General features: G+C 51.9%; 18 protein-coding genes, 8 pseudogenes and 1 other annotated feature. Of the genes and pseudogenes, 7 read left to right on the plus strand and 19 right to left on the minus strand.

The features are described from left to right. Positions 1–200 precede the first annotated feature (200 nt). The 3 genes and pseudogenes from CS369_RS09295 to ycaO all read right to left on the minus strand — a co-directional run bounded on the left by CS369_RS09295 (position 201) and on the right by ycaO (position 5,720). A pseudogene (locus CS369_RS09295) lies at positions 201–2,573 on the minus strand (formate acetyltransferase). A gap of 54 nt (positions 2,574–2,627) precedes the next feature. Next, positions 2,628–3,485 carry a formate transporter FocA gene (gene focA / locus CS369_RS09300; protein ID WP_196906855.1) on the minus strand — a complete coding sequence of 286 codons (858 nt, stop codon included), beginning with the start codon at positions 3,483–3,485 and terminating at the stop codon, positions 2,628–2,630. Between the two features lie 477 nt (positions 3,486–3,962). Further along, positions 3,963–5,720 (minus strand): 30S ribosomal protein S12 methylthiotransferase accessory factor YcaO, encoded by a 1,758-nt coding sequence (ycaO, locus tag CS369_RS09305; RefSeq protein ID WP_196906856.1) that lies wholly within the window; start codon positions 5,718–5,720, stop codon positions 3,963–3,965. Between the two features lie 247 nt (positions 5,721–5,967). On the opposite strand from ycaO, the gene serC reads away from it, so the two are divergent. The 6 genes and pseudogenes from serC to CS369_RS09335 all read left to right on the plus strand — a co-directional run bounded on the left by serC (position 5,968) and on the right by CS369_RS09335 (position 13,366). Further along, complete coding sequence (gene serC, locus CS369_RS09310) at positions 5,968–7,053, plus strand: 3-phosphoserine/phosphohydroxythreonine transaminase (protein WP_196906857.1); 1,086 nt, start codon at positions 5,968–5,970, stop codon at positions 7,051–7,053. 141 nt (positions 7,054–7,194) lie between these two features. Beyond that, positions 7,195–8,481: a 3-phosphoshikimate 1-carboxyvinyltransferase gene (gene aroA, locus CS369_RS09315; protein ID WP_196906858.1), complete on the plus strand. Its 1,287-nt coding sequence runs from the start codon at positions 7,195–7,197 to the stop codon at positions 8,479–8,481. A 186-nt stretch (positions 8,482–8,667) separates the two neighbouring features. After that, positions 8,668–9,357, plus strand: a complete 690-nt coding sequence (gene cmk / locus CS369_RS09320) for a (d)CMP kinase (protein WP_196906859.1) — start codon at positions 8,668–8,670, stop codon at positions 9,355–9,357. 124 nt (positions 9,358–9,481) lie between these two features. Further along, positions 9,482–11,155 (plus strand): 30S ribosomal protein S1, encoded by a 1,674-nt coding sequence (gene rpsA, locus CS369_RS09325; protein ID WP_196906860.1) that lies wholly within the window; start codon positions 9,482–9,484, stop codon positions 11,153–11,155. 100 nt (positions 11,156–11,255) lie between these two features. After that, positions 11,256–11,540 carry an integration host factor subunit beta gene (ihfB, locus tag CS369_RS09330; protein ID WP_195312909.1) on the plus strand — a complete coding sequence of 95 codons (285 nt, stop codon included), beginning with the start codon at positions 11,256–11,258 and terminating at the stop codon, positions 11,538–11,540. A gap of 212 nt (positions 11,541–11,752) precedes the next feature. Then, positions 11,753–13,366, plus strand: a pseudogene (locus CS369_RS09335) (methyl-accepting chemotaxis protein). A gap of 64 nt (positions 13,367–13,430) precedes the next feature. Here CS369_RS09335 and hisIE read toward each other — a convergent pair. The 7 genes and pseudogenes from hisIE to hisG form a co-directional block, all read right to left on the minus strand. Continuing rightward, a pseudogene (gene hisIE / locus CS369_RS09340) lies at positions 13,431–14,036 on the minus strand (bifunctional phosphoribosyl-AMP cyclohydrolase/phosphoribosyl-ATP diphosphatase HisIE). Next, positions 14,030–14,806 carry an imidazole glycerol phosphate synthase subunit HisF gene (gene hisF, locus CS369_RS09345; RefSeq protein WP_196906861.1) on the minus strand — a complete coding sequence of 259 codons (777 nt, stop codon included), beginning with the start codon at positions 14,804–14,806 and terminating at the stop codon, positions 14,030–14,032. Before hisF ends, hisIE begins: the two are co-directional and overlap by 7 nt. Beyond that, positions 14,788–15,525 (minus strand): annotated as a pseudogene (gene hisA / locus CS369_RS09350) (1-(5-phosphoribosyl)-5-[(5-phosphoribosylamino)methylideneamino]imidazole-4-carboxamide isomerase). The gene hisF and the pseudogene hisA overlap by 19 nt, the downstream one beginning before the upstream one ends. Before the next feature lie 5 nt (positions 15,526–15,530). Further along, positions 15,531–16,120, minus strand: a pseudogene (gene hisH / locus CS369_RS09355) (imidazole glycerol phosphate synthase subunit HisH). Beyond that, positions 16,120–17,187, minus strand: a pseudogene (hisB, locus tag CS369_RS09360) (bifunctional histidinol-phosphatase/imidazoleglycerol-phosphate dehydratase HisB). The pseudogenes hisH and hisB overlap by 1 nt, the downstream one beginning before the upstream one ends. A 15-nt stretch (positions 17,188–17,202) precedes the next feature. After that, positions 17,203–18,265 (minus strand): annotated as a pseudogene (gene hisC, locus CS369_RS09365) (histidinol-phosphate transaminase). Then, positions 18,262–19,281, minus strand: a pseudogene (gene hisG / locus CS369_RS24565) (ATP phosphoribosyltransferase); the annotation flags it as partial. The pseudogenes hisC and hisG, both read right to left, overlap by 4 nt. Before the next feature lie 96 nt (positions 19,282–19,377). Then, positions 19,378–19,498, minus strand: a sequence feature (His leader region). A 368-nt stretch (positions 19,499–19,866) separates the two neighbouring features. Between hisG and CS369_RS09375 the strand changes: the two are divergent. Continuing rightward, the gene (locus CS369_RS09375) at positions 19,867–20,688 is read left to right on the plus strand and encodes an SDR family oxidoreductase (RefSeq protein WP_196906863.1); all 822 of its coding nucleotides are present in this window, start codon (positions 19,867–19,869) and stop codon (positions 20,686–20,688) included. A 60-nt stretch (positions 20,689–20,748) separates the two neighbouring features. On the opposite strand, the gene CS369_RS24570 is transcribed toward CS369_RS09375, so the two are convergent. The 9 genes from CS369_RS24570 to CS369_RS09410 form a co-directional block, all read right to left on the minus strand. Continuing rightward, entirely contained in the window at positions 20,749–20,874 is a 126-nt protein-coding gene (locus CS369_RS24570; protein WP_280514756.1) for a hypothetical protein, read from the minus strand. A gap of 6 nt (positions 20,875–20,880) precedes the next feature. Next, on the minus strand, positions 20,881–21,783 hold the full coding sequence (locus CS369_RS23450; protein WP_244664914.1) for a methyl-accepting chemotaxis protein: 903 nt from the start codon (positions 21,781–21,783) through the stop codon (positions 20,881–20,883). Beyond that, positions 21,780–22,571, minus strand: coding sequence for a hypothetical protein (locus CS369_RS23455; protein ID WP_244664915.1), 792 nt, complete (start codon positions 22,569–22,571; stop codon positions 21,780–21,782). The genes CS369_RS23450 and CS369_RS23455 overlap by 4 nt, the downstream gene beginning before the upstream one ends. 165 nt (positions 22,572–22,736) lie before the next feature. After that, complete coding sequence (locus tag CS369_RS09385; protein ID WP_129705245.1) at positions 22,737–23,129, minus strand: Mor transcription activator family protein; 393 nt, start codon at positions 23,127–23,129, stop codon at positions 22,737–22,739. Beyond that, a complete protein-coding gene (locus CS369_RS09390) occupies positions 23,126–23,548 on the minus strand; it encodes a gp16 family protein (protein WP_196906864.1) in 423 nt (140 codons plus the stop codon). The genes CS369_RS09385 and CS369_RS09390 overlap by 4 nt, the downstream gene beginning before the upstream one ends. After that, the gene (locus CS369_RS09395; RefSeq protein WP_196906865.1) at positions 23,526–23,726 is read right to left on the minus strand and encodes a hypothetical protein; all 201 of its coding nucleotides are present in this window, start codon (positions 23,724–23,726) and stop codon (positions 23,526–23,528) included. Before CS369_RS09395 ends, CS369_RS09390 begins: the two co-directional genes overlap by 23 nt. Beyond that, the gene (locus CS369_RS09400) at positions 23,726–24,454 is read right to left on the minus strand and encodes a DUF2786 domain-containing protein (protein ID WP_196906866.1); all 729 of its coding nucleotides are present in this window, start codon (positions 24,452–24,454) and stop codon (positions 23,726–23,728) included. The genes CS369_RS09395 and CS369_RS09400 overlap by 1 nt, the downstream gene beginning before the upstream one ends. Then, a complete protein-coding gene (locus CS369_RS25130; protein WP_374191046.1) occupies positions 24,438–24,569 on the minus strand; it encodes a hypothetical protein in 132 nt (43 codons plus the stop codon). The genes CS369_RS09400 and CS369_RS25130 overlap by 17 nt, the downstream gene beginning before the upstream one ends. A gap of 356 nt (positions 24,570–24,925) precedes the next feature. Continuing rightward, the gene (locus CS369_RS09410) at positions 24,926–25,447 is read right to left on the minus strand and encodes a host-nuclease inhibitor Gam family protein (RefSeq protein ID WP_196906867.1); all 522 of its coding nucleotides are present in this window, start codon (positions 25,445–25,447) and stop codon (positions 24,926–24,928) included. Positions 25,448–25,606 lie beyond the last annotated feature (159 nt).

Below are 25,606 nucleotides of genomic sequence, written 5' to 3' on the forward strand. Positions count from 1 at the left end.
GCAACGGTGCGCCGACGTAATGTAGGACGTGTAATAAACGAACGGTAAACCGTCTCGACGGTGTCGTGTTGAATCTGTTTTGCCAGCCCGCCGCGGTACAAGGAGCAGGCTGGCAAAACAGGTTATCAGTGCGGGTGGTGAGAAAAAGGCCCCACCGGGGTGGAGCCTTTATTTTACGCCTTTTCAGGCAGTCAGGGAAATTACATTGACTGAGTGAAAGTACGGGTAATAACGTCTTGCTGCTGTTCTTTGGTCAGCGAGTTGAAGCGCACGGCATAAGCAGAAACACGGATGGTCAACTGCGGATATTTTTCAGGGTGTTCCATCGCATCCAACAGCATTTCACGGTTCATCACGTTCACGTTCAGGTGTTGACCACCTTCGATGCTGAATTCGTGGTGAAAGTAACCGTCCATCAGGCCTGCCAGGTTGGTCTTACGCACGTCATCATCTTTACCCAATGCGTTAGGTACGATGGAGAAGGTGTAAGAGATACCGTCTTTCGCGTAGGCGAACGGCAGTTTGGCAACGGAAGTCAGAGAGGCAACAGCACCTTTTTGGTCACGACCATGCATCGGGTTAGCACCCGGTCCGAACGGTGCACCAGCGCGACGGCCATCCGGTGTGTTACCGGTTTTCTTACCATATACCACGTTAGAGGTGATGGTCAGAACAGACTGTGTCGGGGTAGCACCACGGTAGGTGGTCAGTTTCTGAATTTTCTTCATGAAACGTTCTACCAGGTCACAAGCCAGGTCATCAACGCGCGGATCGTTGTTACCGAACTGCGGGTATTCGCCTTCGATGTCGAAGTCGATGGCCAGGCCATCTTCGTCACGAATCGGTTTAACTTTCGCATATTTGATGGCAGACAGGGAGTCAGCGGCAACGGACAGACCGGCGATACCACATGCCATGGTACGGAACACGTCACGATCGTGCAGCGCCATCAGCGATGCTTCGTAGCTGTATTTGTCGTGCATGTAGTGGATGATGTTCAATGCAGTGACATACTGCTTGGCCAGCCAATCCATGAAGTGGTCCATACGGTCCATTACCACGTCAAAGTCCAGCACATCGCCTTTGATCGGTTCAGATTTCGGACCGACCTGCATCTTCAGTTTTTCGTCCACGTCGCCGTTGATAGCATACAGCATGGTTTTTGCCAGGTTGGCACGTGCACCGAAGAACTGCATTTGTTTACCAACAACCATCGGGCTTACGCAACAAGCGATAGCATAGTCATCGCTGTTGAAGTCCGGACGCATCAGATCGTCGTTCTCGTATTGCAGAGAAGAGGTATCAATGGACACTTTCGCTGCATACTTTTTGAAGTTCAGCGGCAGTTTTTCAGACTAAAGGATAGTGATGTTCGGTTCCGGAGACGGCCCCATGGTGTACAGGGTGTACAGGGTGTACAGGGTGTACAGGGTGTACAGGGTGTACAGGGTGTACAGGGTGTACAGGGTGTACAGGGTGTACAGGGTGTACAGGGTGTACAGGAAACGGAAGCTGTTTTTGGTTACCAGAGTACGACCGTCCAGGCCCATACCGGCCAGGGACTCTGTTGCCCAGATCGGGTCACCGGAGAACAGTTCATCGTATTCAGGAGTACGCAGGAAGCGTACCATACGCAGTTTCATCACCAGGTGGTCGATCAGTTCCTGTGCGTCTTGCTCAGTGATTTTACCGGCTTTCAGGTCACGTTCGATGAAGATATCCAGGAAGCTGGATACACGACCGAAGGACATGGCGGCACCGTTCTGAGATTTAACTGCAGCCAGGTAGCCGAAGTAAGTCCATTGCACCGCTTCTTTCGCGTTGGTAGCCGGACCAGAGATATCGCAGCCGTATTTGGCAGCCATTTCTTTGATCTGAGACAGCGCATGATGCTGGTCGGCAATATCTTCGCGCAGACGGATAGTCGCTTCCAGGTCTTCACCTTTTTCCAGTTTGGATTGCAGAGAAGTGAACTGAGCGAATTTGTCTTTCATCAGATAGTCGATACCGTACAGCGCAACGCGACGGTAGTCACCGATGATACGGCCACGGGCATAAGCATCCGGCAGACCGGTCAGCACGCCAGATTTACGGCAGCGCAGGATATCCGGAGTGTAAACATCGAATACGCCCTGGTTATGGGTTTTGCGGTATTCGGTGAAGATTTTTTTCAGTTGCGGATCCATTTCACGGCCATAAACCTTACAGGAACTTTCAACTATTTTGATGCCGCCAAACAGAATCAGCGCACGTTTCAGAGGCGCGTCAGTTTGCAGACCAACGATTTGTTCCAGGTTCTGGTCGATATAACCGGCGTCATGAGAGGTGATGGTGGCTGCAACGTTAGTATCGAAGTCAACCGGCGCGTGAGTGCGGTTTTCTTGTTTGATACCTTCCATAACAGCATCCCACAGCTTGGTGGTTGCCGGAGTAGCGCCAGCCAGGAAGGACTCGTCACCTTCATACGGTGCGTAGTTCTTCTGAATGAAGTCACGTACGTTGACGCCATTCTGCCATTCACCCGCGCTAAAACTTTCCCACGCGTTAGCCAATTTTTCATTCAGTTCGGTCATATTACACCTACCTTTGGTTTGGAATTCATAACCCGATTTGCAGTCGGCGACAGATTAATGTTTGTCGCCACCGCGCAAATAAATAACCCAATATGTTAACCCTACCAGAAAACCGCCGCCGACGATGTTGCCAAGCGTGACAGGAATCAGGTTGTCCACGATAAAGTTGTGGAGTGTAAGGTGCTCAAATTGGGACGGCGCTTTGCCAATGGCTTCCCAAAATTCGGGCGCCGCGAAATTCTTGATAACGATCCCCATGGGGATCATAAACATATTAGCAATACTGTGCTCAAAGCCGCTGGCAACGAACATGCCGACTGGCAGGATCATCGCGAACATTTTGTCTGTCAGTGTCCGGCCGGAGTAGCTCATCCATACCGCCAGACAAACCATCAGGTTAGCCAGCACACCGAGGCAAAACGCTTCAACAAAAGTGTGTTCCACTTTGTGCTCTGCGGTTTGCAGGACATTCAAGCCCCATGCACCGTTGGCGAACATGTGCTCACCGGCAAACCAGATCAGGGCGATAAAAAACAGTGCGCCGAACAGGTTGCCCACATAGACGTTACACCAGTTGCAGGCCAGCTGTTTCCAGGTGATGCGGCCGCTTGCCTTGGCAATCACTGTTAATACCGTTGAGGTAAACAGCTCAGCGCTGCAGACAACAACCAGCATCAGGCCAAGTGAGAAGCAGATCCCACCAATCAGTTTAGCCATGCCGTAAGGCATAGACGCGGAACCGATTGTGGCTGTGATGTAAAAAACGAAGGCGATAGAAATAAAAACACCAGCAGTAATCGCCAAAAAAAACGTGGTCAGGGGTTGTTTCGTAGCTTTATAGACACCAGCATCTTCAGCGACTTTCGCCATGGCTGCCGGTAGTAAAAGTGTAAAGGGGTTGTCAGCTTTCACACTAACGTTCTCCAAGATTTATCCGCGAGGGAATACTAATAAAGCAGTATAAAGCAAAATTTGACTTGGATCATATCGTGAAAATTTAGTGGGGTAAAATCCCTCTGCGATCTGCACCAAGGTCAAATTAACTTATTGAAATAAAAAAATAAAAAATATTTTAAAAATTATAAAAAGAGTTGAATGCAGGGGGTGGAATAGCGCAGAAAAGAGTTAAATGATATGCGTTTTTGTATCATTTCGGTGTTGTGAGTTGCTGCAAATTAATTAAAAATTCACCATTCAATAACAATAAGTACATTATTCTTCATTTTATGAGAAATGCCGAATTATTCAAATTACGCAGCTATAAGATAATTGGATGATGACATCTTGCGTGTTGCTGGAAAATTGTTCGAAAAAAACAAGGTTGCCGTTTGAGGTCACAACAGTGTGAATATTCCTCGGCGTTAACCGGGGAGGACGGGCGCTACGGCATTAGCCCCAGAAACGACGCTTCGCCGCTTGCAGTTTCTCGTAAGCTGCCAGCAGCGATTGGTGTGCAGGCAATGTGGAAAATGTGTCATCGACGTCAAACAGCCCATAGAAACACTGCTCACCGGCAATCGCTGCGCTCGTGGCGTCGACGGTGTCGCTGCCGTACATTTTGACAAACGCATCGTAATATTGCGATGGCTCACGCTCTTCATCCAATGCCAGCGTCAACAGCGTCTGCAAACAGCGGTAGTAGTTGCTGCGCGATGGGTTGAAGACGGAGCCGTTGAAATCTTGCGTCCATTCCGCCCAGATTAGGGCCTGTTCCAGATCGCCGCCAGCCAGCGCCAACATCGCTTTTAATTCAACGATGCGTAGCGTGAGCCAGCCGTTATCCTTGCTAGTTGCCAGCCCCAGCAGTTCGCGCACGCGGGTGAAGTCATCAAAACCTTCATCATCCAACTGAGCGATCAGATCGAGATACGCCTGCTTTTCCCACTGACTGCCGGGCAAAGAGAGGATGGTCTCGCGTAAATGCACACCCATATTGTTGTTTGCCAGCAGTAGATCGTCTGCCGGATAAATGTCGGACATCCCCGGCACGATAATGCGGCAAGCGTAGACAGACAGGTGCTCGTAATCAGCGATGTACACTTCTTTGTGCTCTTTGTGGAAAATTGCCATCAAGGTAGCAAATTCCTCTTCGGTGCTGCCTTTAAAGCTCCAGTCGACAAAGGGATAATCCGCGTCGGTTTTAAACAAATCCCAGGAGATCAAACCGCTGGAATCGATAAAGTGGGTTTCCAGATTGGCATGATCCGCCACATAATCATTGTCGAAGCTCGGTGGGGTAAAGACATCGAGATCTTTCAACCCGCGTCCTTGCAGCAGTTCGGTGACAGTACGCTCCAGCGCGACGCCGAAATTCGGGTGAGCACCGAAAGAGGCGAAGCAGGTGCCGTTGCTGGGGTTGAACAGCACCACGCAGATCACCGGATAGTTACCGCCCAGCGAGGCGTCATAGGCAAGGATCGGGAACCCTTCTTTTTCCAGCGTGGCGATGGCTTCCACCACGCCAGGATAACGTTGCAACACGCTGTCCGGGATGGTTGGCAGGCTGATGGCTTCAGCAATAATGCGGTTCTTGATGTGGCGTTCGAACACCTCAGACAACCCCTGCACACGCGCTTCATTGGCAGTGTTGCCAGCGGACATTCCGTTGGAAACGTAGAGGTTACCGATGATATTCATCGGGATGTAGACGGTGGTGTCATCGGATTGGCGGGTAAACGGCAGGGAGCAGATGCCACGTTTGTGGTTGTCGGATTGCAGATCCACCAGCATGCTGGCGCTCAATTCGTTATCAGGATCGTAAAATGCGCGCAGGTGATCATTCAGAATCCCCTGTGGCAAGCTGTCATCGTCCGGCAGCGGGAACCACTGCTCGTTCGGGTAGTGTACGAAATCACCGTTAGCGATTGACTTGCCCAGATAGAAGTCGGCAAAGAAGTAGTTGGTGGAAAGACGCTCGAAATATTCACCTAAGGCTGAAGCCAGGGCGGCTTTCTTGCTGGCACCTTTGCCGTTGGTAAAGCACAACGGGCAATCTTTGTCGCGAATATGCACGGACCAGACGTTAGGCACCGGGTTCAGCCAGGAGGCTTCTTCGATGTTGAACCCCAGGTCACGGAGTTGTTGTTGAAAACGGGCGATGGAGTCTTCCAGGGCGGCATCTTTGCCTGGGATGAACGTTTGGCTCATGATTGTCACTTTTATCTTTTATGGGACGTGCATCATACGGACTTTTCACGGACAACTCCACGCTGTCGCCGTGCGGGTTTGATACGGGAAAGCGTAATAAGGATTGCAGCGGGAAGGAGCCAGTGATAAAAACAAATGATGACGGTTGCTGCAAAAAGCTAACGTGGTTGTTGCAAAGAATCATAATTATCGCTGTAAAACAGACAAAACGTTAAAAATAGTCGTACTAAGTACGTGGTGAGGGGAAATGACACAAGTTTTCAATTTTAGCGCCGGTCCAGCCATGCTGCTGGTTGAAGTGCTCCGTCGTGCCGAGCAAGAGTTATGTAACTGGCGTGGGCTGGGAACCTCCGTAATGGAAATCAGCCACCGCAGTAAAGAGTTTATGCAGGTGGCGGCGGAAGCCGAACAGGATCTGCGCGATCTGTTAAAGATCCCCTCCAACTACAACGTGCTGTTTTGCCAAGGCGGCGCACGCGCGCAGTTTGCTGCCGTGCCGCTTAACCTGCTGGGTGACAGCGCTAAAGCGGACTATATCGACGGCGGCTATTGGGCGCACAGTGCGATCAACGAAGCGGAGAAATATTGCAAACCGAACGTTATCGACGTAAAAACCCGCATTGACGGACTACGCGCGGCCAAACCCATGCGTGAATGGGCTCTGTCTGACGATGCGGCCTTTGTGCACTACTGCCCGAATGAAACCATCGACGGTCTGGCAATTGGAGAAACGCCTGACTTTGGCGACAAGATTGTGGTCGCTGACTTCTCCTCCAGTATCCTGTCCTGCCCGATCGATGTCAGCCGTTTCGGCGTGATTTATGCCGGTGCGCAGAAAAACATTGGCCCTGCGGGGTTGACGTTGGTGATTGTGCGCGAGGACCTGCTGGGTAAATCCCGCAGCGTGCTGCCGTCGGTACTGGATTACAAAATCCTGGCCGATAACGACTCCATGTACAACACACCGCCGACCTTTGCCTGGTACTTATCTGGCATGGTGTTCAAATGGCTGAAAGAACACGGCGGCCTGGTAGAGATGGAAAAACGTAATCGTGAGAAAGCGGATCACCTTTACGGCGCTATCGATAGCAGCGATTTTTACCGTAATGACGTGCTGGCCGCCAACCGCTCGCGCATGAACGTGCCGTTCCTGCTCGGTGATGACGCGCTGGATAAACTGTTCCTGGAAGAGTCCAAAGCGGCTGGGTTGCATGCGCTGAAAGGCCACCGCGTGGTGGGCGGAATGCGTGCGTCGCTGTACAACGCAATGCCGCTGGAAGGTGTGCAGGCTCTGACCGCCTTTATGGCGGATTTTGAACGTCGCCACGGCTAATACCGCAGCGGGTGACGCCGTGGTTTGCCCGCGGCGTTGCAGGTCGTACTGTTGTCGCAGAACGTGAAGCGGCAACCTGTTTCCAGTAAACCCCGGTGTGTACCGGGGTTTCTTATGTTGATGATCGGAGTTAAGAGTTACATGCAGGAATCCCTTACCCTACAGCCTATTTCCTTGATCGATGGTGTGATTAACCTTCCTGGTTCGAAAAGCGTCTCTAACCGTGCTTTGTTGCTGGCGGCATTGGCAACGGGGACGACACGTTTGAAAAATCTGCTCGATAGCGATGACGTTCGCCATATGCTGGATGTGTTGCAACTGTTAGGCGTGCAATATCAGCTTTCGCCCAGCCGCACCGAGTGTGACGTCACCGGTATCGGTGGGCCGTTCAGCGCGTCGCAACCGTTAGAACTGTTTCTTGGCAATGCTGGCACGGCGATGCGTCCGTTGGCCGCCGCGCTGTGCTTGATGCAGGGCGATATTGTCTTGACCGGCGAGCCGCGTATGAAAGAGCGCCCGATAGGTCACCTGGTGGATGCGCTACGCCAAGGCGGCGCGACCATCGACTACCTTGAACAGCCCAACTATCCGCCATTGCGCCTGCACGGCGGTTTCCAGGGCGGTGAGATCGCCGTTGATGGCAGCGTCTCCAGCCAGTTCCTGACTGCGTTGCTGATGACAGCGCCGTTGGCGAGCAAAGACACCCGCATCAGTATCAAAGGCGATCTGGTGTCCAAGCCCTATATCGATATCACGCTGCGCATGATGAAAGATTTTGGCGTGGAGGTGCACAACGAGAATTATCAGCACTTCAGCGTACAGGGCAACCAGCAATACAGTGCGCCAGGTGAGTATTTGGTGGAAGGTGATGCTTCTTCCGCTTCCTATTTTCTGGCGGCGGCGGCCATCAAAGGTGGAACCGTCCGTGTCACGGGCGTGGGGCGCAACAGCGTGCAAGGCGATATCCGGTTTGCTGACGTGCTGGAAAAAATGGGTGCCATTATCCTCTGGGTCGATGACTATATTGAGTGTCAGCGCGGTAAGTTGCATGCCATTGATATAGACATGAATCATATCCCCGATTCGGCCATGACGATTGCCACGGCAGCGCTGTTTGCCGAGGGCGGCACCACGACGCTGCGCAATATCTACAATTGGCGCGTAAAAGAGACCGATCGTCTTGCGGCAATGGCGACTGAGCTGCGCAAAGTCGGTGCGACGGTGGAAGAGGGGAACGATTATATTCGCATTACGCCTGCCCCTCAGTTACGTTTTGCCGAGATCGGCACCTACAACGATCACCGTATGGCGATGTGTTTCTCGCTGGTGGCATTATCCGATACACCAGTGACCATTCTCGACCCCAAATGTACGGCAAAAACCTTCCCGGACTATTTTCAACAGTTGGCGCGTCTGAGCCACGGTTAATAACCGGACGGTAGTTGCACTTTTTCTGTCGGGCGGGCCTATGCCCGCCCGCAGTTTTGCAAGGCATCTTCTGAAATTTTATCTTTCTCCGGGTGTTAGGTTAACGGTTTTGCTCGTTGGCGCGTATAATGAGGCACCCTAAGTCGTAACAGACCTCGCGGTTGACCCGAGTAATAGGAGAAAGAAATGGCGGTAACGGCACCGGTAATAACGGTTGATGGGCCGAGTGGCGCAGGCAAGGGAACGCTGTGCAAGGCGTTGGCAGAAACATTGCAGTGGAATTTGTTGGACTCGGGCGCGATTTATCGCGTGCTCGCCTTGGCTGCCTTACATCATCAGGTTGATATCGGTTCGGAAGAAGCGTTAGTGCCGCTGGCGTCACACCTTGACGTGCGTTTCGTTGCTGAATACGGGCAACTGAAAGTGATTCTGGAAGGCGAGGACGTCAGTAACGAAATTCGTAATGAAACGGTCGGTAACACCGCCTCGCAGGCAGCCGCTTTTCCGCGTGTGAGAGAAGCCTTATTGCGCCGTCAGCGCGCATTTCGTGATGCGCCGGGACTGGTAGCGGACGGCCGCGATATGGGTACGGTGGTGTTCCCCGATGCGCCTGTGAAGATTTTTTTGGATGCCTGCGCGGAAGAACGTGCACAACGACGCATGCTACAGTTGCAGGAAAAAGGCTTTAATGTTAACTTTGAACGTCTTTTGTCCGAGATAAAAGAACGGGATGCGCGCGATCGGAATCGTCCGGTAGCACCGCTAGTCCCTGCCGCAGACGCGCTGGTGTTGGATTCGACCGATATGTCTATTGATGACGTTATTGCGAAATCGCTCACTTATGCGCGTAAAATCCTTGCTCAATCACAGGGTTGATTGAGGCGCGGTTATAGCATTGTTTTTTTAACCTTGTTGTAAGGATAACAGCAGGGCATGTGAAACAACCCCATCAAGCAGGATGCCAGATGGACGTTAAATTGAAACCCTTAAGATTAACAACATGACTGAATCTTTTGCTCAACTCTTTGAAGAATCGCTGAAAGAAATCGAAACTCGTCCGGGTTCCATCGTTCGCGGCGTTGTCGTTGCTATTGATAAAGATGTCGTACTGGTTGACGCCGGTCTGAAATCTGAATCTGCCATTCCGGTAGAGCAATTCAAAAACGCACAAGGCGAACTAGAAATCCAGGTGGGTGACGAAATTGACGTTGCCCTGGACGCGGTAGAAGACGGTTTCGGCGAGACACTGCTGTCTCGTGAGAAAGCGAAACGCCACGAAGCCTGGCTGATGCTCGAAAAAGCCTACGAAGAAGCTGCGACCGTTACCGGCGTTATCAACGGTAAAGTGAAAGGCGGCTTCACGGTTGAACTGAACAGCATCCGTGCGTTCCTGCCGGGTTCTCTGGTTGACGTTCGCCCGGTTCGCGATACGCTGCACCTGGAAGGCAAAAAGCTTGAGTTTAAAGTGATCAAGCTGGATCAGAAACGCAACAACGTTGTCGTTTCCCGACGTGCCGTTATCGAATCCGAGAACAGCGCTGAGCGCGATCAACTGCTGGAAAACCTGCAAGAAGGCATGGAAGTTAAAGGTATCGTTAAGAACCTCACTGACTACGGTGCATTCGTTGACCTGGGTGGCGTTGATGGTCTGCTGCATATCACTGATATGGCGTGGAAACGCGTTAAGCATCCGAGCGAAATAGTCAATGTTGGCGATGAGATCACTGTAAAAGTGCTGAAGTTCGACCGCGAACGTACTCGTGTGTCCCTGGGCCTGAAACAGCTGGGCGAGGATCCGTGGGTTGCTATCGCTAAGCGCTACCCGGAAAACACCCGTCTGACCGGTCGTGTGACCAACCTGACTGATTACGGCTGCTTCGTAGAAATCGAAGAAGGCGTTGAAGGTCTGGTACACGTATCCGAAATGGATTGGACCAACAAAAACATCCATCCGTCCAAAGTGGTTAACGTGGGCGACGTGGTTGAAGTTATGGTTCTGGATATCGACGAAGAACGTCGTCGTATCTCCCTGGGCCTGAAACAATGCAAATCCAACCCGTGGCAGCTGTTCGCTGAAACCCACAACAAGGGTGACCGCGTAGAAGGTAAGATCAAGTCTATAACTGACTTCGGTATCTTCATCGGTCTGGATGGCGGTATCGATGGTCTGGTACACCTGTCTGACATCTCTTGGAACGTGACTGGCGAAGAAGCCGTTCGCGAATATAAGAAAGGTGACGAAATCGCCGCTGTTGTTCTGCAAGTTGACGCAGAGCGCGAGCGTATCTCCCTGGGCGTTAAGCAACTGGCGGAAGACCCGTTCAATAACTATCTGTCACTGAACAAAAAAGGTGCGATCGTAACGGGTAAAGTCACTGCTGTTGACGCAAAAGGTGCTACAGTTGAATTAGCAGATGGCGTTGAAGGTTACCTGCGTGCTTCTGAAGCATCTCGTGACCGTGTAGAAGATGCTACGCTGGTTCTGAACGTAGGCGATGAAGTTGAAGCCAAATACACCGGTGTTGATCGTAAAAACCGTGTTGTAAGCCTGTCTGTACGTGCGAAAGACGAAGCGGATGAGAAAGACGCTATCGCTACCGTAAACAACAAGCAGGAAGAAGGTAACTTCTCCAGCGCAATGGCTGAAGCGTTCAAAGCAGCTAAAGGCGAGTAATAGGGTGGGGTGAGTCGGCCATGCGGCTGGCTTATTCTGTTACGGTAGTAAGTCAATCGTGGCTATCCAATATTGATATAACCACGCACTTGGAGGAATTATGACCAAGTCTGAACTGATCGAAAGACTTGCTGGACAGCAATCTCATATCCCGGCCAAGGTGGTTGAGGATGCAGTGAAAGAGATGCTCGAGCAGATGGCGGCAACGCTGGCTGATGGTGATCGCATTGAGATCCGAGGGTTCGGCAGTTTTTCACTTCATTACCGTGCACCACGCGTTGGGCGCAATCCGAAAACCGGTGAAAAGGTGGAGCTGGAAGGTAAATACGTTCCCCACTTCAAACCGGGTAAAGAACTGCGCGATCGTGCAAATATTTATGGCTGATACGCCGAGATAATCTGCACGGAACACCGTGGTATTACTTGCAATAGACTGTAATATCTAGCTTTTTAGAAAGGCACCTGTTAAAGGATGCTTTTTTATTGCCGCCAAATCCAACTATCTTGCAATAGTTGTCAATATTGCGAGGTTTCCGCCAAAAGCGCAAAGCTCCGATAACCTTATTAAGTCTATAGTTTACTGTGTAAGGGAATAACATGTTGAAAAATATATTGATTTGTATAGAGTTATTAGCGTTGCTCGGCGGATGGCCGCTCTGTTGTTGTTGGTAAGCGCTACGGGGATCATTGCCATCAATAAAAGTTACGATGCACTCGTGGTGCTAAATCGTATTCAGGGCGTGGAACTGGGAAATTTGGCGAGCAGTAACACCAATATGCAGCGCGTGCGTGTAGCGGCATCTTTTGCGATTCGCGCGTTGGAAACGCAGCAGTGGGATGAGGCCATGGCGGCGGCGGGCCGTTCCGGGCAATATGCCAGTGCGGCGAAGGACGATCTTGATCGCTTTTTTGCTGCAACCGAGGGCACCGGGCAGGGAGAAATACTGGCTCAGGATATCTCCCAAGCCTATAAAAATTATTACGAAAATGGCATTTTACCGATGCTCAATGCGCTAAAAAATCGCGACATTAAGCGTTATTACCAATATCAGGTCACCCAGCTCAAGCAACTTGGGACCGTCTTTGATAAAGCCAACAAAACCTATTTCGACTATGCCCAGCAGGCTGGGGTCAATCAGCTAACGCAGGCTTCAGAAGGCCGGGTGCGTATGCTGTGGCTTATCGGTGCGTGCTGCGCCGCTGTAGTAGTGTTGATTGTGCTGTCATGGTTGATGCTGCGCGCGCTGCTGCTTAAACCGCTCATCAGTGCCATCAACCACCTGGAGTTTGTCGCTGCGGGTGATTTAACCCAAACGTTGCCCGCATCGGCAAAGAATGAACTGGGGCGATTAAACAGCGCGTTGCACGATATGCAGCAGTCGTTATCAGAGTCTGTGGTGCGTGTGCGGGAAGCCAGCGAGCAGATAGATGTAGGCAGCCGTGAACTAGCGCAAGGCAATGAAGATTTATCACGCCGCACCGAGGAGTCTGCCGCTTCGTTGCAGGAAACCGCGGCCAGTATGGAGCAACTGACGGCAACGGTGCGCAACAACGCGGACAATGCACGCCAGGGACATGCGTTGGCAGAAGATGTGGCGCAAACGGCGCAGCAGGGCAACAAAGTGGTACAGGAAGTGATGGCGAAAATGCAGGAGATTGCGACCAGCGCCAACAGCATTGGTAATATTCTCGGGGTGATTGACGGCATTGCGTTCCAAACCAACATACTGGCGTTGAACGCTGCCGTGGAAGCCGCGCGTGCAGGTGAACAAGGGCGTGGTTTTGCGGTAGTGGCCAATGAAGTAAGAACGCTGGCGCAGCGCGCAAGCGTCAAAAGAGATTCATGCGCTGATCGTGGACTCCAATACGCGGGTCAGCGAAGGGTCAACCCTGACGGCTCAGGCCAGTGAAACCATGTCTGCCATTTCAACGCAGATCATTAACGTTAATGCGTTGATGAAGGAAATCGCACAGGCATCCCAGGAACAGAGCCACGGTATCGATCAGGTCAATATTGCGGTAACCCAGATGGAAGTGGTTGCACAGCAAAATGCATCGCTGGTAGAGGAAGTGACGATGGTAACCCGTTCGCTGGAGGATCAGTCAAGGCAGCTGATTTTGGCGATGGATACCTTTAAAGTGCGGCGTGCACAACCGTTGCCGGGGACCACATTGTCAGCATCGGCACTGTTGACACACGCGTCGCTGTAGGTTGTTGCTGAAGAGTAAAAGGGAAATTCCGGGCCAGGCCGGAATTTCCCTCGCAGTGATAACTCTATTTGGTATGACGTGCTTTCAGTCGGCCGATAATGGTTGCCAGATCCAGCAACAACACCAGCAGGTGATACATCAAATCGGCGGCTTCGTTAGTCAGCTCTTCGGTATCGTGTACGGTGGCGGCCAGTGCGGTCTCCAGCCCTTCTTCGCCGACTTTCTGCGCAATGCGTTTGGTGCCGCTGGCATACAGTTTTACGGTATAAGAGCTGGCCGGGTCTGCCTGTTTGTGGCTCGCTAACAATTGCTCAAGCTGATGCAAAAATAACCACTCATGCTGTGTCGGGGCAAAACAGCTGCTGGTACCTTGGTGGCAGGTCGGGCCAATGGGGTTCGCCAGTACCAACAGACTGTCATTCATTGTCGCAGTCTGGTGTAATGCTCACTACGTTAAGGAAGTGGCCGGAGGACTCTCCCTTGGTCCACAGCCGCTGTTTAGTGCGGGAATAAAAGGTGACCTTGCCGCTCTGTTCAGTCGTTTCCAGCGCCGCTTGATTCTATACCCCAGCATCAACACTTCACCGGATACCGCATGTTGCACAATGGCGGGGATCATCCCGTCGGTTTTTTCCCAATCAAGTTGGGCTTTCTGTTGTTGGCTTAACACGCTCTGATCTCCACACCTTGTTGCTTAAGGTATTGCTTTAATTCGCCAATATTGATAATTTGCTTATGGAATACTGACGCGGCCAGCGCACCATCCACCTGAGCCTGCTCAAAGGCTTGTAAAAAGTGCTCAGGTGTACCGGCCCCGCCAGAGGCGATCAATGGAACATGGCAGCGTTCACGCACCAATTTCAGCTGTTCCAGATCGTAACCGTTACGCACGCCATCCTGATTCATCATGTTCAGCACAATTTCACCAGCACCGCGCTGTTGCACTTCCTGCACCCAATCCAGCGTTTCCCACTGGGTAACACGGGTGCGGCTTTCATCACCAGTATACTGATTCACATGATAACGCCCAGTAGCGCTGTCATACCAGGTATCTATACCGACCACGATGCACTGCACGCCATAACGATCGGCAAGGCGAGTGATCAAGGTAGGATCGGCCAGCGCCGGGGAGTTGATTGAAATTTTATCAGCACCGAACGAGAGGATTTGCCCGGCATCTTCGACACTTTTGATGCCACCGGCTACGCAGAAGGGGATATCAATCACTTCTGCCACGCGGGATACCCAGCTTTTGTCGACCACACGTCCGTCAGACGACGCGGTGATATCGTAAAAAACCAGTTCATCTGCGCCTTCCTGAGCATAACGCTGTGCTAACGGAACGATATCGCCGATGATTTCATGGTTGCGGAACTGCACCCCTTTTACCACCTGACCGTCACGCACGTCGAGACAGGGAATTATCCGTTTTGCCAGCATGCGATGGCCTCCATTACATTGAATTTGCCTTCGAGCAGCGCTCGTCCGACGATCACGCCTTTCACACCGCTGCCACGCAGATTGGCGATATCCTGCAACCCACCAATGCCGCCAGAAGCCTGAAACGCAATCTGTGGATAGCGTTGGCATACCGCGCGATAGAGTTCCACGTTGGAACCGCTCAGCGTGCCGTCACGGGAAATGTCGGTACATAGCACGTGTTTCAGACCAAATGGCTGATATTGTTCGATGACTTGCTCCAGCGTGACACCAGAATTTTCCTGCCAGCCACTGATCGCAACCTGTTTGACGCCTGCATTATCAATGCGCACATCCAGCGCCAGTACCAACTCATCAGCACCATAACGGGTAAACCACGCCTGTACCAACTCCGGCTGTTTAACGGCGGTAGAGCCAATCACGACGCGGGTCGCTCCGGCTTCTAGCAGTGCAACGACATCTTGCTCGGTACGGATACCGCCACCCACCTGTACTGGTACACTCACGCCAGCTAACAGGGTTTTCAATCAAGGGATCTGGCGGGCCGCCGGATCTTTTGCGCCGGTCAAATCCACCAGATGCAGCACCTCAGCGCCCTGTTGCTGATAGGCTTGCAATCGGGGGAGGGGATCGCTGCCATACTGGCGTTGCTGACCGTAGTCACCCTGATGAAGACGAACCACCTGTCCGTCGATAAGATCGAGTGCGGGGATAATCATGCTGATTACATCTCCAGAAAGTTTTTCAGCAACTGAGCGCCAGCGGCCCCAGAGCGTTCTGGGTGAAATTGCACGCCGTAGAAGTTGTCCTTCTGTACTGCGGCGGTAAAAGTGCCACCATACTCTGCTTGTGCGATGGTGTTGGCACATACCGGCATGGCATAGCCGTGCACAAAGTAGAAGTAAGCACCTTCATCAATGCCTTGGAACAGACGGTGTCCGGCCTGGGGAGTGACCTGATTCCAGCCCATGTGCGGTAGCGGCAGGCCGCGATCCTGCATTTTTTTACCGCAGCCGGAATGATATTCAACGTATCAATCCCGCCATTCTCGTCGCTGGCAGCGCCGAGCAGTTGCATGCCGAGGCAAATACCGAGCACCGGTTGGGTGCAGGCTTTGATCAGCGGAATCAAGTCACGGGCGGTAAGTTGGTCCATGGCGGCCTGTGCGGTGCCGACGCCGGGCAGAAACAGTTTGTCGGCGCGTAACACCACCTCGGCGTCGCGGCTCACCACCGGGTCATAGCCCAGTCGATGCACCGCATAGGTAACGGAGGCTAGATTGGCGCAACCGGTATCGAGAATCACCACGTTCATCACAGCACCCCTTTCGAGCTGGGCAGGGTATCACCCTCCACACGAATGGCTTGGCGCAGCGTGCGGCCAAACACTTTGAACAGGCTTTCTACGCGATGCTGATCGTTACGGCCTTTGGTTCTCAAATGCAGCGTGCATCCCATTGCATAGGAGAGCGAGCGGAAGAAGTGCTCGACCATTTCCGTGCTTAAATCGCCCACGCGCTGGTAGTTAAATTCGGCTTTATATTCCAAATGTGGACGTCCGGAAATATCCAGCGCGCAGCGTGCCAGACACTCATCCATCGGCAGCACAAAGCCAAAACGACCGATGCCACGCTTGTCGCCCAGCGCTTTGTTCAGTGCTTCGCCCAAAGCGAGACCGGTGTCTTCCACTGTGTGGTGATCGTCGATGTAAAGATCGCCTTTCACATCGATGTTCATACGGAACCCACCGTGGGTAACAATCTGGTCAAGCATGTGGTCGAAGAAATCGACGCCAGTGTGGATCTTGCTGCCGTCTTACTGATCCAGCCACACTTCTACATTAATGTAGGTTTCCCGCGTCACGCGATTCACCAGTGCAAGGCGGTTGCGTTGGGTGAGCTTGTCGGTGATGGTTTGCCAGTCAAGTCCATCACGCTGATAGCGTAATCCGGTGATCCCCATGTTTTGCGCCAACTGCACGTCCGTTTCGCGATCGCCAATCACGTAACTGTTGGCGCTGTCTATCGGGTTCTGTTGCAAAAAGGCATCCACCAGCGCGGTTTTAGGTTTGCGACACGCACAGTTATCCGCCGGAAGATGAGGACAAATCAGCACCTCTTCGAATTCAATGCCCTGTGAGGTAAGAATCTGCATCATCAACTGGTGCGGCGGATCGAACGTTTCTTGCAGGAAACTGGGCGTGCCAAGCCCGTCTTGATTGGTGATCATCACCAGCTTGAAACCGGCTTTCTGCAAGCTCAGCAGGGAAGGGATGACGGCAGACTCCAGCGCCAGTTTATCTAAACGGTCAACCTGGAAGTCTTGCGGCGGCTCGGCAATCAACGTGCCATTGCGGTCAATAAAAAGAAATTTCTGTCCCATGTCTGCTCTTGAAGATTACTCGTTAGTGCCGGATAAGGCGCGCAGTGCGGCAACCACCTGCTGGAATTCGTCACGACTGCCGATAGTGATGCGCAGGCATCCGGAAAGGCCGGGCTGTTTGTTCTGATCGCGTAAAATAATGCCCTGATCCCACAGCGTTTTGAAGACATTACTGGCGGCGACGAAACGTACCAATACGTAGTTGCTGGCGCTGTCGAACACCTGTTCCACACAAGGTAACGGTGCCAGCGCGGCCATCAGCCAGGCGCGGTTTTCAGCAATCTCTGCGACGTGTTCACGCATCGTGCCGATCCCTGTGTCATCCAGCGCTTGCGCGGCGATATCTGCCACTGGCGTTGAAAGCGGGTAAGGTGCGATGACCTTCAGCAGCAGCGCGATCACCGGTTCATTTGCCAGCGTAAAACCGCAACGCAACCCTGCCAGCGCAAATGCTTTGGAAAGGGTACGCAGGACCACCAGATGCGGATAGTCTGCCAGCCAGCCTGCGACGGTGGAACCAGGGTTGAATTCGATATAGGCTTCATCCACCACTACCAACGATTTGCCCGCAGCCAATGCCAACAGCTTACGCAGATCGTCTGCGTCAAGGACGTTACCGGTTGGGGCTACACACGTAAATCAGTTTTACGCTATTGAGATTGTCTGCAATAGCGGGCAAGTCTAGCTGCAAATCTGCTTTGCTTGGCACCGTGCGGCGTTCAACGCCCAGGGTTTCCGCACTGACGCCATACATGCCGTAGGTGGGAGGGCAATAAAGCACAGCATCTTGCCCCGGTTCGCAAAAAACACGGATCAGCAGTTCGATCCCTTCGTCTGCGCCGCGACTGACCAGTACCTGTTCCGGCTTCACCCCTGAGTAGGTAGCATAACGCTCAATAACGACAGGTGGCTGGCATTCAGGATAACGGTTCAACGTCTGTGCGGTGAGCTGAAATTCCGGTGCCTGGAAATATTCGTTGGCATTGAGCCACACATCACCTTTGCCGTCCAGACGGCGTGCCGATTGATACGGCGTAAGCGTACGTACATTGGCACGTGCCAGTTGTTCAATGCTCATTGGGACTCCTTCTCTTTCAGGGCAGCGACGCGCAGTGTGACGGCATTCTTGTGGGCGACTAGTTGTTCCGCCTGAGCCAACACCTCAATAGTGGGTGCCAGACGCAGAAAACCTTGCGGCGTTAACTGTTGAACGGTCATCCGTTTCTGGAAATCCGCCAGCCCCAGACTGGAGTAGGTGGCGGTATAGCCATAGGTCGGCAGCACGTGGTTGGTGCCAGAGGCGTAATCCCCTGCGGATTCCGGTGACCAGTCACCAAGGAACACAGAGCCTGCGCTAGTGATGTGTGCAACCAGCGCTTCGGGGTCGCGGGTTTGAATGATCAAGTGCTCAGGGCCGTACTGATTGCTGATGTCAATGCACTGCGCTAAATCGCGCGCCTGAATGACGCCTTGCATACGGGTCAGCAGTTTATCGATCAACTGCTGTTTCTCGGAGGGCATCTCGCCGTCACGTTGAATCAGGCAGGCTTTGGAGCGGTAGATAACCTCGACTTCGCGCAGACCGTTTGCTTCCAGCGTGGCACCGGTAGACACCAGATCGCAAATAGCATCGGCCAACCCGGCGCGCGGCGCGACTTCCACTGAACCGTTTAACAGGCAGGATTTAAAATTGATCCCTTGTTTGTCGAAGTATTTTTTCAGCAGGTGCGGGTAAGAGGTGGCGATGCGTTTGTTATCAAGGCACTGTGGGCCGGTGTAGTCTTCATCCAGCGGCATGGCCAGTGACAGGCGGCACGCGCCAAAATCGAGGCGGCGCAGCATAAAATAACGCGGGTCCTCCCCCTGCGCCCGGCGGTTGAGTAACTCTTCTTCCAGCACGTTTTCACCGATGATACCCAGATCGACCACGCCGTCCATCACCAGACCAGGGATATCGTCATCACGCACACGCAGGATATCGATAGGCATATTTTCTGCAAACGCGATTAAACGCTGCTGCTGTAAATTAATTTTAATACCGCAGCGCGCCAGCAATTCCCGGGAATCATCGCTCAGTCTGCCTGATTTTTGCATTGCAATGCGTAAACGTGTTTTATCCAGCATGGAAACCTCTTTTACCTGTCAAAATGGATGCGCTGCTAACCACCACTTTTTGTTCATCATCGGGCCATAAAAAAACCCTCGGAAGATGATCTTCCGAGGGCTCTCTTTAGGTTCTGCGCCACTGGAAGATCCGAACGTCTTCCAGCACCAACTGCCTGAAAGACTAATCAGGATGATGGTGGTTTGACAGAACGCGTAACATAAAAAATTCTCTTAAATAAACAGCACTAATTGCATTGTCAATAAACCTAAACCATCTCACTGTCGTTGTGCAACCTTTTTTGTTGCATGCGACGTCGCTTCGTTTATTTACGGAAAACGCACAATCGAATTTTGTAACTGCAATGAAGTCACATTATCGTCGGCGGTTAACGGATTAAATAGGATAATCTGCCAGTAAATGGAGCGGCTTAGAACGATGCTAGGGTTTTACGCAACGATGCATTTTCTTGGTCGCGCCGTGGGTAGATGAAGCGAAAAGTTGTCTTGTCGGATCCGAGGCGGTAATTCGAGAGTAGAATAGAAGGTAATCTCAGACAGCCGGGAGTTATGTCGATGAAAAAGGTGTCAATCGTAGGATTAGGGTGGCTAGGCATGCCGTTAGCGTTAGTGCTCAATGCGCGTGGCTACCGGGTAACGGGGACGAAAACCACGGCTGACGGGGTGGAAGCGGCGCGCATGAGTGGGATTGCCTGCTATGCGTTGCACTTAACGCCTGAGTTAGTGTGTGATACCGACGATCTCGACAGCGTATTGAATGTCGATGCTTTAGTGGTCACGCTCCCTGCCAGCCGTACGGCGCAGGGGGGGGAGAACTATCTGCTGGCCGTTCAACAATTGGTGAACAGCGCGTTGGCGCACGGCGTTCCGCGCATCCTGTTTACCAGTTCGACCTCAGTGTATGGTAAAGGCGCGGGGACGATGCGTGAGTCCTCTGCGCTGCATCCGGAAACGGCAGCGGGATATGTTCTGGTACAGTTAGAGCAATGGTTGCACTCCTTGCCCAATACCTCAGTGGATATTCTGCGACTGGCTGGACTGGTGGGACCCAATCGACACCCCGGACGCTTTTTATCGGGGAAAACCAATCTTCCCGATGGGGATGTCGGCGTGAATCTGGTGCATCGCGATGACGTGATTGCTGCGATTGAGCTGTTGTTACAACTGCCTGCGGGTGGCCATCGCTATAATCTCTGCGCGCCACAGCATCCCAGCAAGCGTGCGTTTTACATTGAACAGGCGCATCGTCTCGGCGTTGTGCCTCCGCAATTCAACGCCGAGAGTGAGCAAGGCGGGCGGATCATTGACGGGCAGCGTATCTGCCGTGAACTGGGGTTTGAGTACCAATATCCCGACCCCATGACTATGCCCTGGTAAGTGATTCCATCAAGCCGCTGTTGACTGCCGCGGTGTTTACCCGCGGCAGTCACGTCAGCGTCAGAAGTGCGTCCAATCCTGCTCATTGCCTGCAATCGGCGCTTTTGCTGGCAAAGCCTGGGTTGCCGGACGCGCCAGCCGCGACGGTGGCGCCGTTTCCGTATCGCCAAGCCGGAAGGTTGCCATCAGTTGCTACAACACAATAGCTTGTTCTTCCAACGTGTTAGCACTGGAGGACGATGCGCTAACCAGCGTGGCATTTTGCTGCGTGGTGCTGTCCAGTTCCGTAATGGCGCGTGAGATCTGTTCAATGCCGCGGCTCTGCTCTTCCGAGGCGGACGAAATCTCTTCCATGATGTCGTTTACCCGAGCGACCGAATTGACGATGCTCTCCATAGATTGTCCGGCCTCCGCCACCAGCTTACTGCCTACGCCGGTGCGCTCCACGGATTCATTGATTAGCGCGGCAATATCCTTGGCGGCCTGAGAGCTCCGCTGCGAGAGGGCTCGCACTTCACCCGCCACTACGGCAAAGCCGCGTCCTTGTTCACCGGCGCGTGCCGCTTCGACCGGGGCGTTAAGCGCCAGAATATTGGTCTGGAACGCGATGCCGTTAATCACGGTCGTGATATCGGCAATCTTTTTGGCACTGGCGGCGATATCATCCATGGTAGTAACGACGTTGTGCACCACCTCTCCGCCTTTCTGTGCATTTTGCGCGGCTTCGGACGCTATTTGGCTGGCACGCCGCGCATTATCGGTGTTGTTTTTTACCGTTGAGGTCAATTGTTCCATGCTGGCGGCGGTTTCAACCACGGTGGCCGATTGTTGTTCGGTGCGCGAAGCCAGATCGCTATTGCCTGCCGCAATCTCTGCCGCAGAAGATGACACCCGGCCAACGCTGTCGCGCACATCGGCAATCACGTGATGTAATCGGTTATTCATTTGCGCCATGGCTGCCGTGAGTCTGCCCAGTTCATCATTGCTGTCGGAGTGGATGGTAGCGGTCAAATCACCGCTGGCGATCCGTTCCGCCAGTGCCAGGTTACGCTGCACCGGGCGTGAAATCTGACGCACGATATAAAAGGTGATCAACAACCGATCAACACGGCAATCGCGCCTATCACCAGCGTGATATAGGCAGAACCGTAGGCCAGTCGGTCGTTTTGATCTTTGATAGAGGCAATCAGCGATTTAATCACCGCACTGCTTTTGTCTCCACCCACTTTTACCGAGTTTTCGGTTTTCTTCAACGTTGCCATTGCGTTGTGGTGCTCCTGATGAAGCGCAACGTAGCGCTGCGTATAGCGCCAAAGCGCATCGAGCAGTCCATGTGTCTCTGCGGGAAGCGTCGGCAGCACCGCCTGATAAGCGTGCTGTGCGGCCTGATAACGGGTATCCAGTGCCTTTGCCGCATCGTCGGTGTCGCTTTGATACAGCACGCTGGCTAACTGCTTGAGTGCCGCGCTCAGGTAGGCGATATCATCTGCCCGTTGGTACTCTGACAGCCCCAATGGTTGCGCGGCAATGTCGTCGCGAAAACGCTGAATGGCGTCCTGACCGTCCAGTTCGGCAATCTGTTTTTTTAATGCCACGGTATTCTGAGACGCCAGGGCCATCTCTTTTATGGCCTGTTGGAAATCGGCCAGGATACGTTCCAGCGCTTGCAGATCGTTCTGCTCTTCATGGCGCCAGGGCAGCGAATGCGCGCTTTGCGTCAGTTCGGCGGCATGTTTTATGAAATTGCTCAGCACGGTCTGGGTGGCATCATCGGGGGTATAAAAATACTTGAGTCGATTGATTTTTGCCTGAAAGACTTCGATGTTAATGTTGTAAATCAGATTGGTTTTTTCATAGATGATACGAATGTCATGAAAGCGCATGGCTGATTAGAAGTGAGATAAATAATATAGAGTCTGCGAGATAATTGTGGGACTACGTGGGGTGAACAGGGAAAAGATTGGATGGTAATTGTAATTCTCTTACAGTATGTGAAAAAACAGGCCGGACGAAAAATTTAGCCATTCTTCTGTTCGGCCTGTGAAATTTTACTCCCCTTGCTGTGGTTCGTCATCAAATTCACCATCATCAAACAGACGTCCCTGAAGCCTGTCTGTCTCAGCCTTTCTGACACGCTTGATCACGCTGTAAACCCACTGAAGAGAAACACCGTACTTACGCGCCAGGTCATGATGATTACGGCCATTGAAGTCGTTGAAAATGTCGTGATCACGCTGGGAGATACGCCATAGCGTCCCCATCGGAAAGTAAACACTTTGCCCGCCCCAGACCTGCATCATGCGGTTGGCCACTGCTTCGCCGATTTGCTCGGCGATAGCAGTGTCGATCTCGACAACCTCCTTGATTGTGCTGGCAGTATGCTGCGCCAGTTCCACCAATAACTCTGGCCCTTTGCTGCGGAAATTATTGCCATTGTTCATTCTGGCTTCCTTACACGGCGTTGCCACTGCTTAAGCTTCTCAATGATGACGCTGGTCTGTTCTGAATTCAGCCATTGCAGACTATCAACACCGGTTTCACGCTTCACCCAACGTGCCAGAGCAGCTTCAGAACGGTCACGAATAATGCCTGCATCGGCCATTTCCAGCCACAACGCCCGGATTTTTCGGGACTGGGGGGAATCATTCAATGGACGAGTGCTGTTAGCCTTTTTGGCCGTTTTGATCCTAAACCCGCGCTTCTTCATGGCTCCCAGCAAAGTATCTAGCTGCGGGACTGTCATGTCCCGCGTTGATGCTTTGCCTGTAACGGTGATTAGCAACTGGCGATAGGTATTATCGTCCAGTTGCAGATCGCGTTTGGCTATATGGATCAACTTAATCAGTTGATTCTTTGTCATCGCTTTCCTCCCGCCAGACTTCACCGCACAGCAATATGGCTTCAGGGCGGCGTTCATGGATGGCGTCTAAGACTAGCTGGCAAGACTCTCGGTTCAGATGAATGTCGTCTGAAACAGGCATTGCATCGTAGAAATCAGTGCTGCAGGCCGATACCATTAATACGAAACCGATAACCATTATCCAGCCCTCCCAATTCTTGCTATCTCAGCTTGGCCAGAACCATTAACTGCCTGATGCAGGCTGGCGTTCTTGCCGGCTTGATAGCCCACTTCTTTTGCCACGTCAGTACCACGGGCATTTTTTGCATCCCGTAGTTCGCCAGACTCAACCCCTCCATCTTGTTGCAATTTATGGTGATAGGCTTCAATCAACGTCGCTTCGGTTCTTGAAACAACAAATTTGTCGAGCACTTTATACACACCCTGAACCCATCCCTCACAGAACATGTCAGCTCTGGCTACTTTTGTACTGGGTTTAATATTTTTGCGCTGACCTGCAGTAAATTCTTTCCGCGCTTTCATCATCTGGCGAGACAGGACATCGAATGCATATGCGGCAACCTGTGGGCGTTCATTCGGGCCGTAGAAAATAACGCAGCGTTGGCTATTACTGAGACAGTTACGTTGAAACGAGTGATAACATTCAACACCAAATGCCTCGCAAATAACATAAGCCAGCCATCCCATATATTTAGGGATTTTTTGCGCATGGGATGGAGCCGATTTACTCCCGGATTCATTGATCTCCATTAGATCGATATCAGTGCTAGTCAGCCCATATTGACGCATTAATGCCTGAGCCTGGCTCATTGCATTAGCTGCCTCATTAGGATTTGTTGTGCGACGAGCAAGATTCAATAGTTTCTTAAGTTTCTGTAGATGCTTTTCTTTATTTGTCGCCGACATATCCCACCTCCAATCTTTCAGCCAGTCGCTTTAATTTATTGTGCTTTGCCAGTTCGATTAACTTATCCATGCCGTTCAGGCGGAACTGTTCGATCATGATCTCGACATCGGCCATTTCCTCCGCTAAAGCTACCTCGTTACCGAGGCCGTTAAGATTGCGGGATGCAGCCGCCCCTAATTCCGCCGCTTTTTCGATAAGTTTTAGCGACTGAGATTAAGGGCCAAAGTGCTTTAACGCCATACGGTACAGAGTTGAACGATTATGGACAGGTAACCCTTTCATTCGGTGTCCTCATCCAGTAATGTAAATTCGCCAGTAGGAATAAATGTGTTGTACTTTTGTTTGCAACATGGACATGCCAGTGTCAGATAAATATTCCAGCCTCCATTAACTGAATCCTCAGTAATATATGAACTTATTGGGTCTAAAAACTCGATAGGGTTTTTGCATATCATACATTTCAGTGTCATCTATTCCACCTCTTGCTCAAATGGGATGATGGCAAAATCTTCAACATCCTTTTTGATGGTGATGCCGGGAATTTTTTTTACGGCTGTGGGTTCATTTAATATCGCGTTTTTATTGATTTCCTCTTTCACCCGAATAAAGCGATCCAGTTTTAGGCGTTTTAATAATTCGATAACAGCCTCCGCCCCACGAATACCGAATGACAGCGGACGGTTACGCCATTGCACTTCCCCTGTCGTCAGATTAGCCGTTTTCACCTTTCCGCCATTCGTGAGTTCGTCACGGTTGGCTTCACACCAGGTCTGGATACCGCTTTGCAGTTCTTCACGCTTGGCTTTCAGTTGTTCGATGACTGGGGAGTGGTACTCCGTCACAGCCGCGATTTGATCATTCATTTCCGTTTCAACATGCGTTAATTCCCGTTGAATATCGCCAAGTTGTTTAATACCGGAAATAACTTCTTCTTTCGTTTGCGCGGCGTAGGAAACTGCCGCAGCTTTAAGCCGCTTTTTTGCTTTTGCCATTTTTAATTACCTGTGGATGATAGTTGCTATTAATAATTACTAATCAGGTACTGCTTTCCCCTCAATGTAATGACTCAGACCAGATAATACGATACCCATGCTGCTCAAATTCCCCTTGTCGAAACCGGCCGTTGTTATCCACTCCGGTCAGCACATAAC

It is taken from the genome of Candidatus Symbiopectobacterium sp. 'North America' (genome assembly GCF_015762685.1).
Classification (GTDB): domain Bacteria; phylum Pseudomonadota; class Gammaproteobacteria; order Enterobacterales; family Enterobacteriaceae; genus Symbiopectobacterium.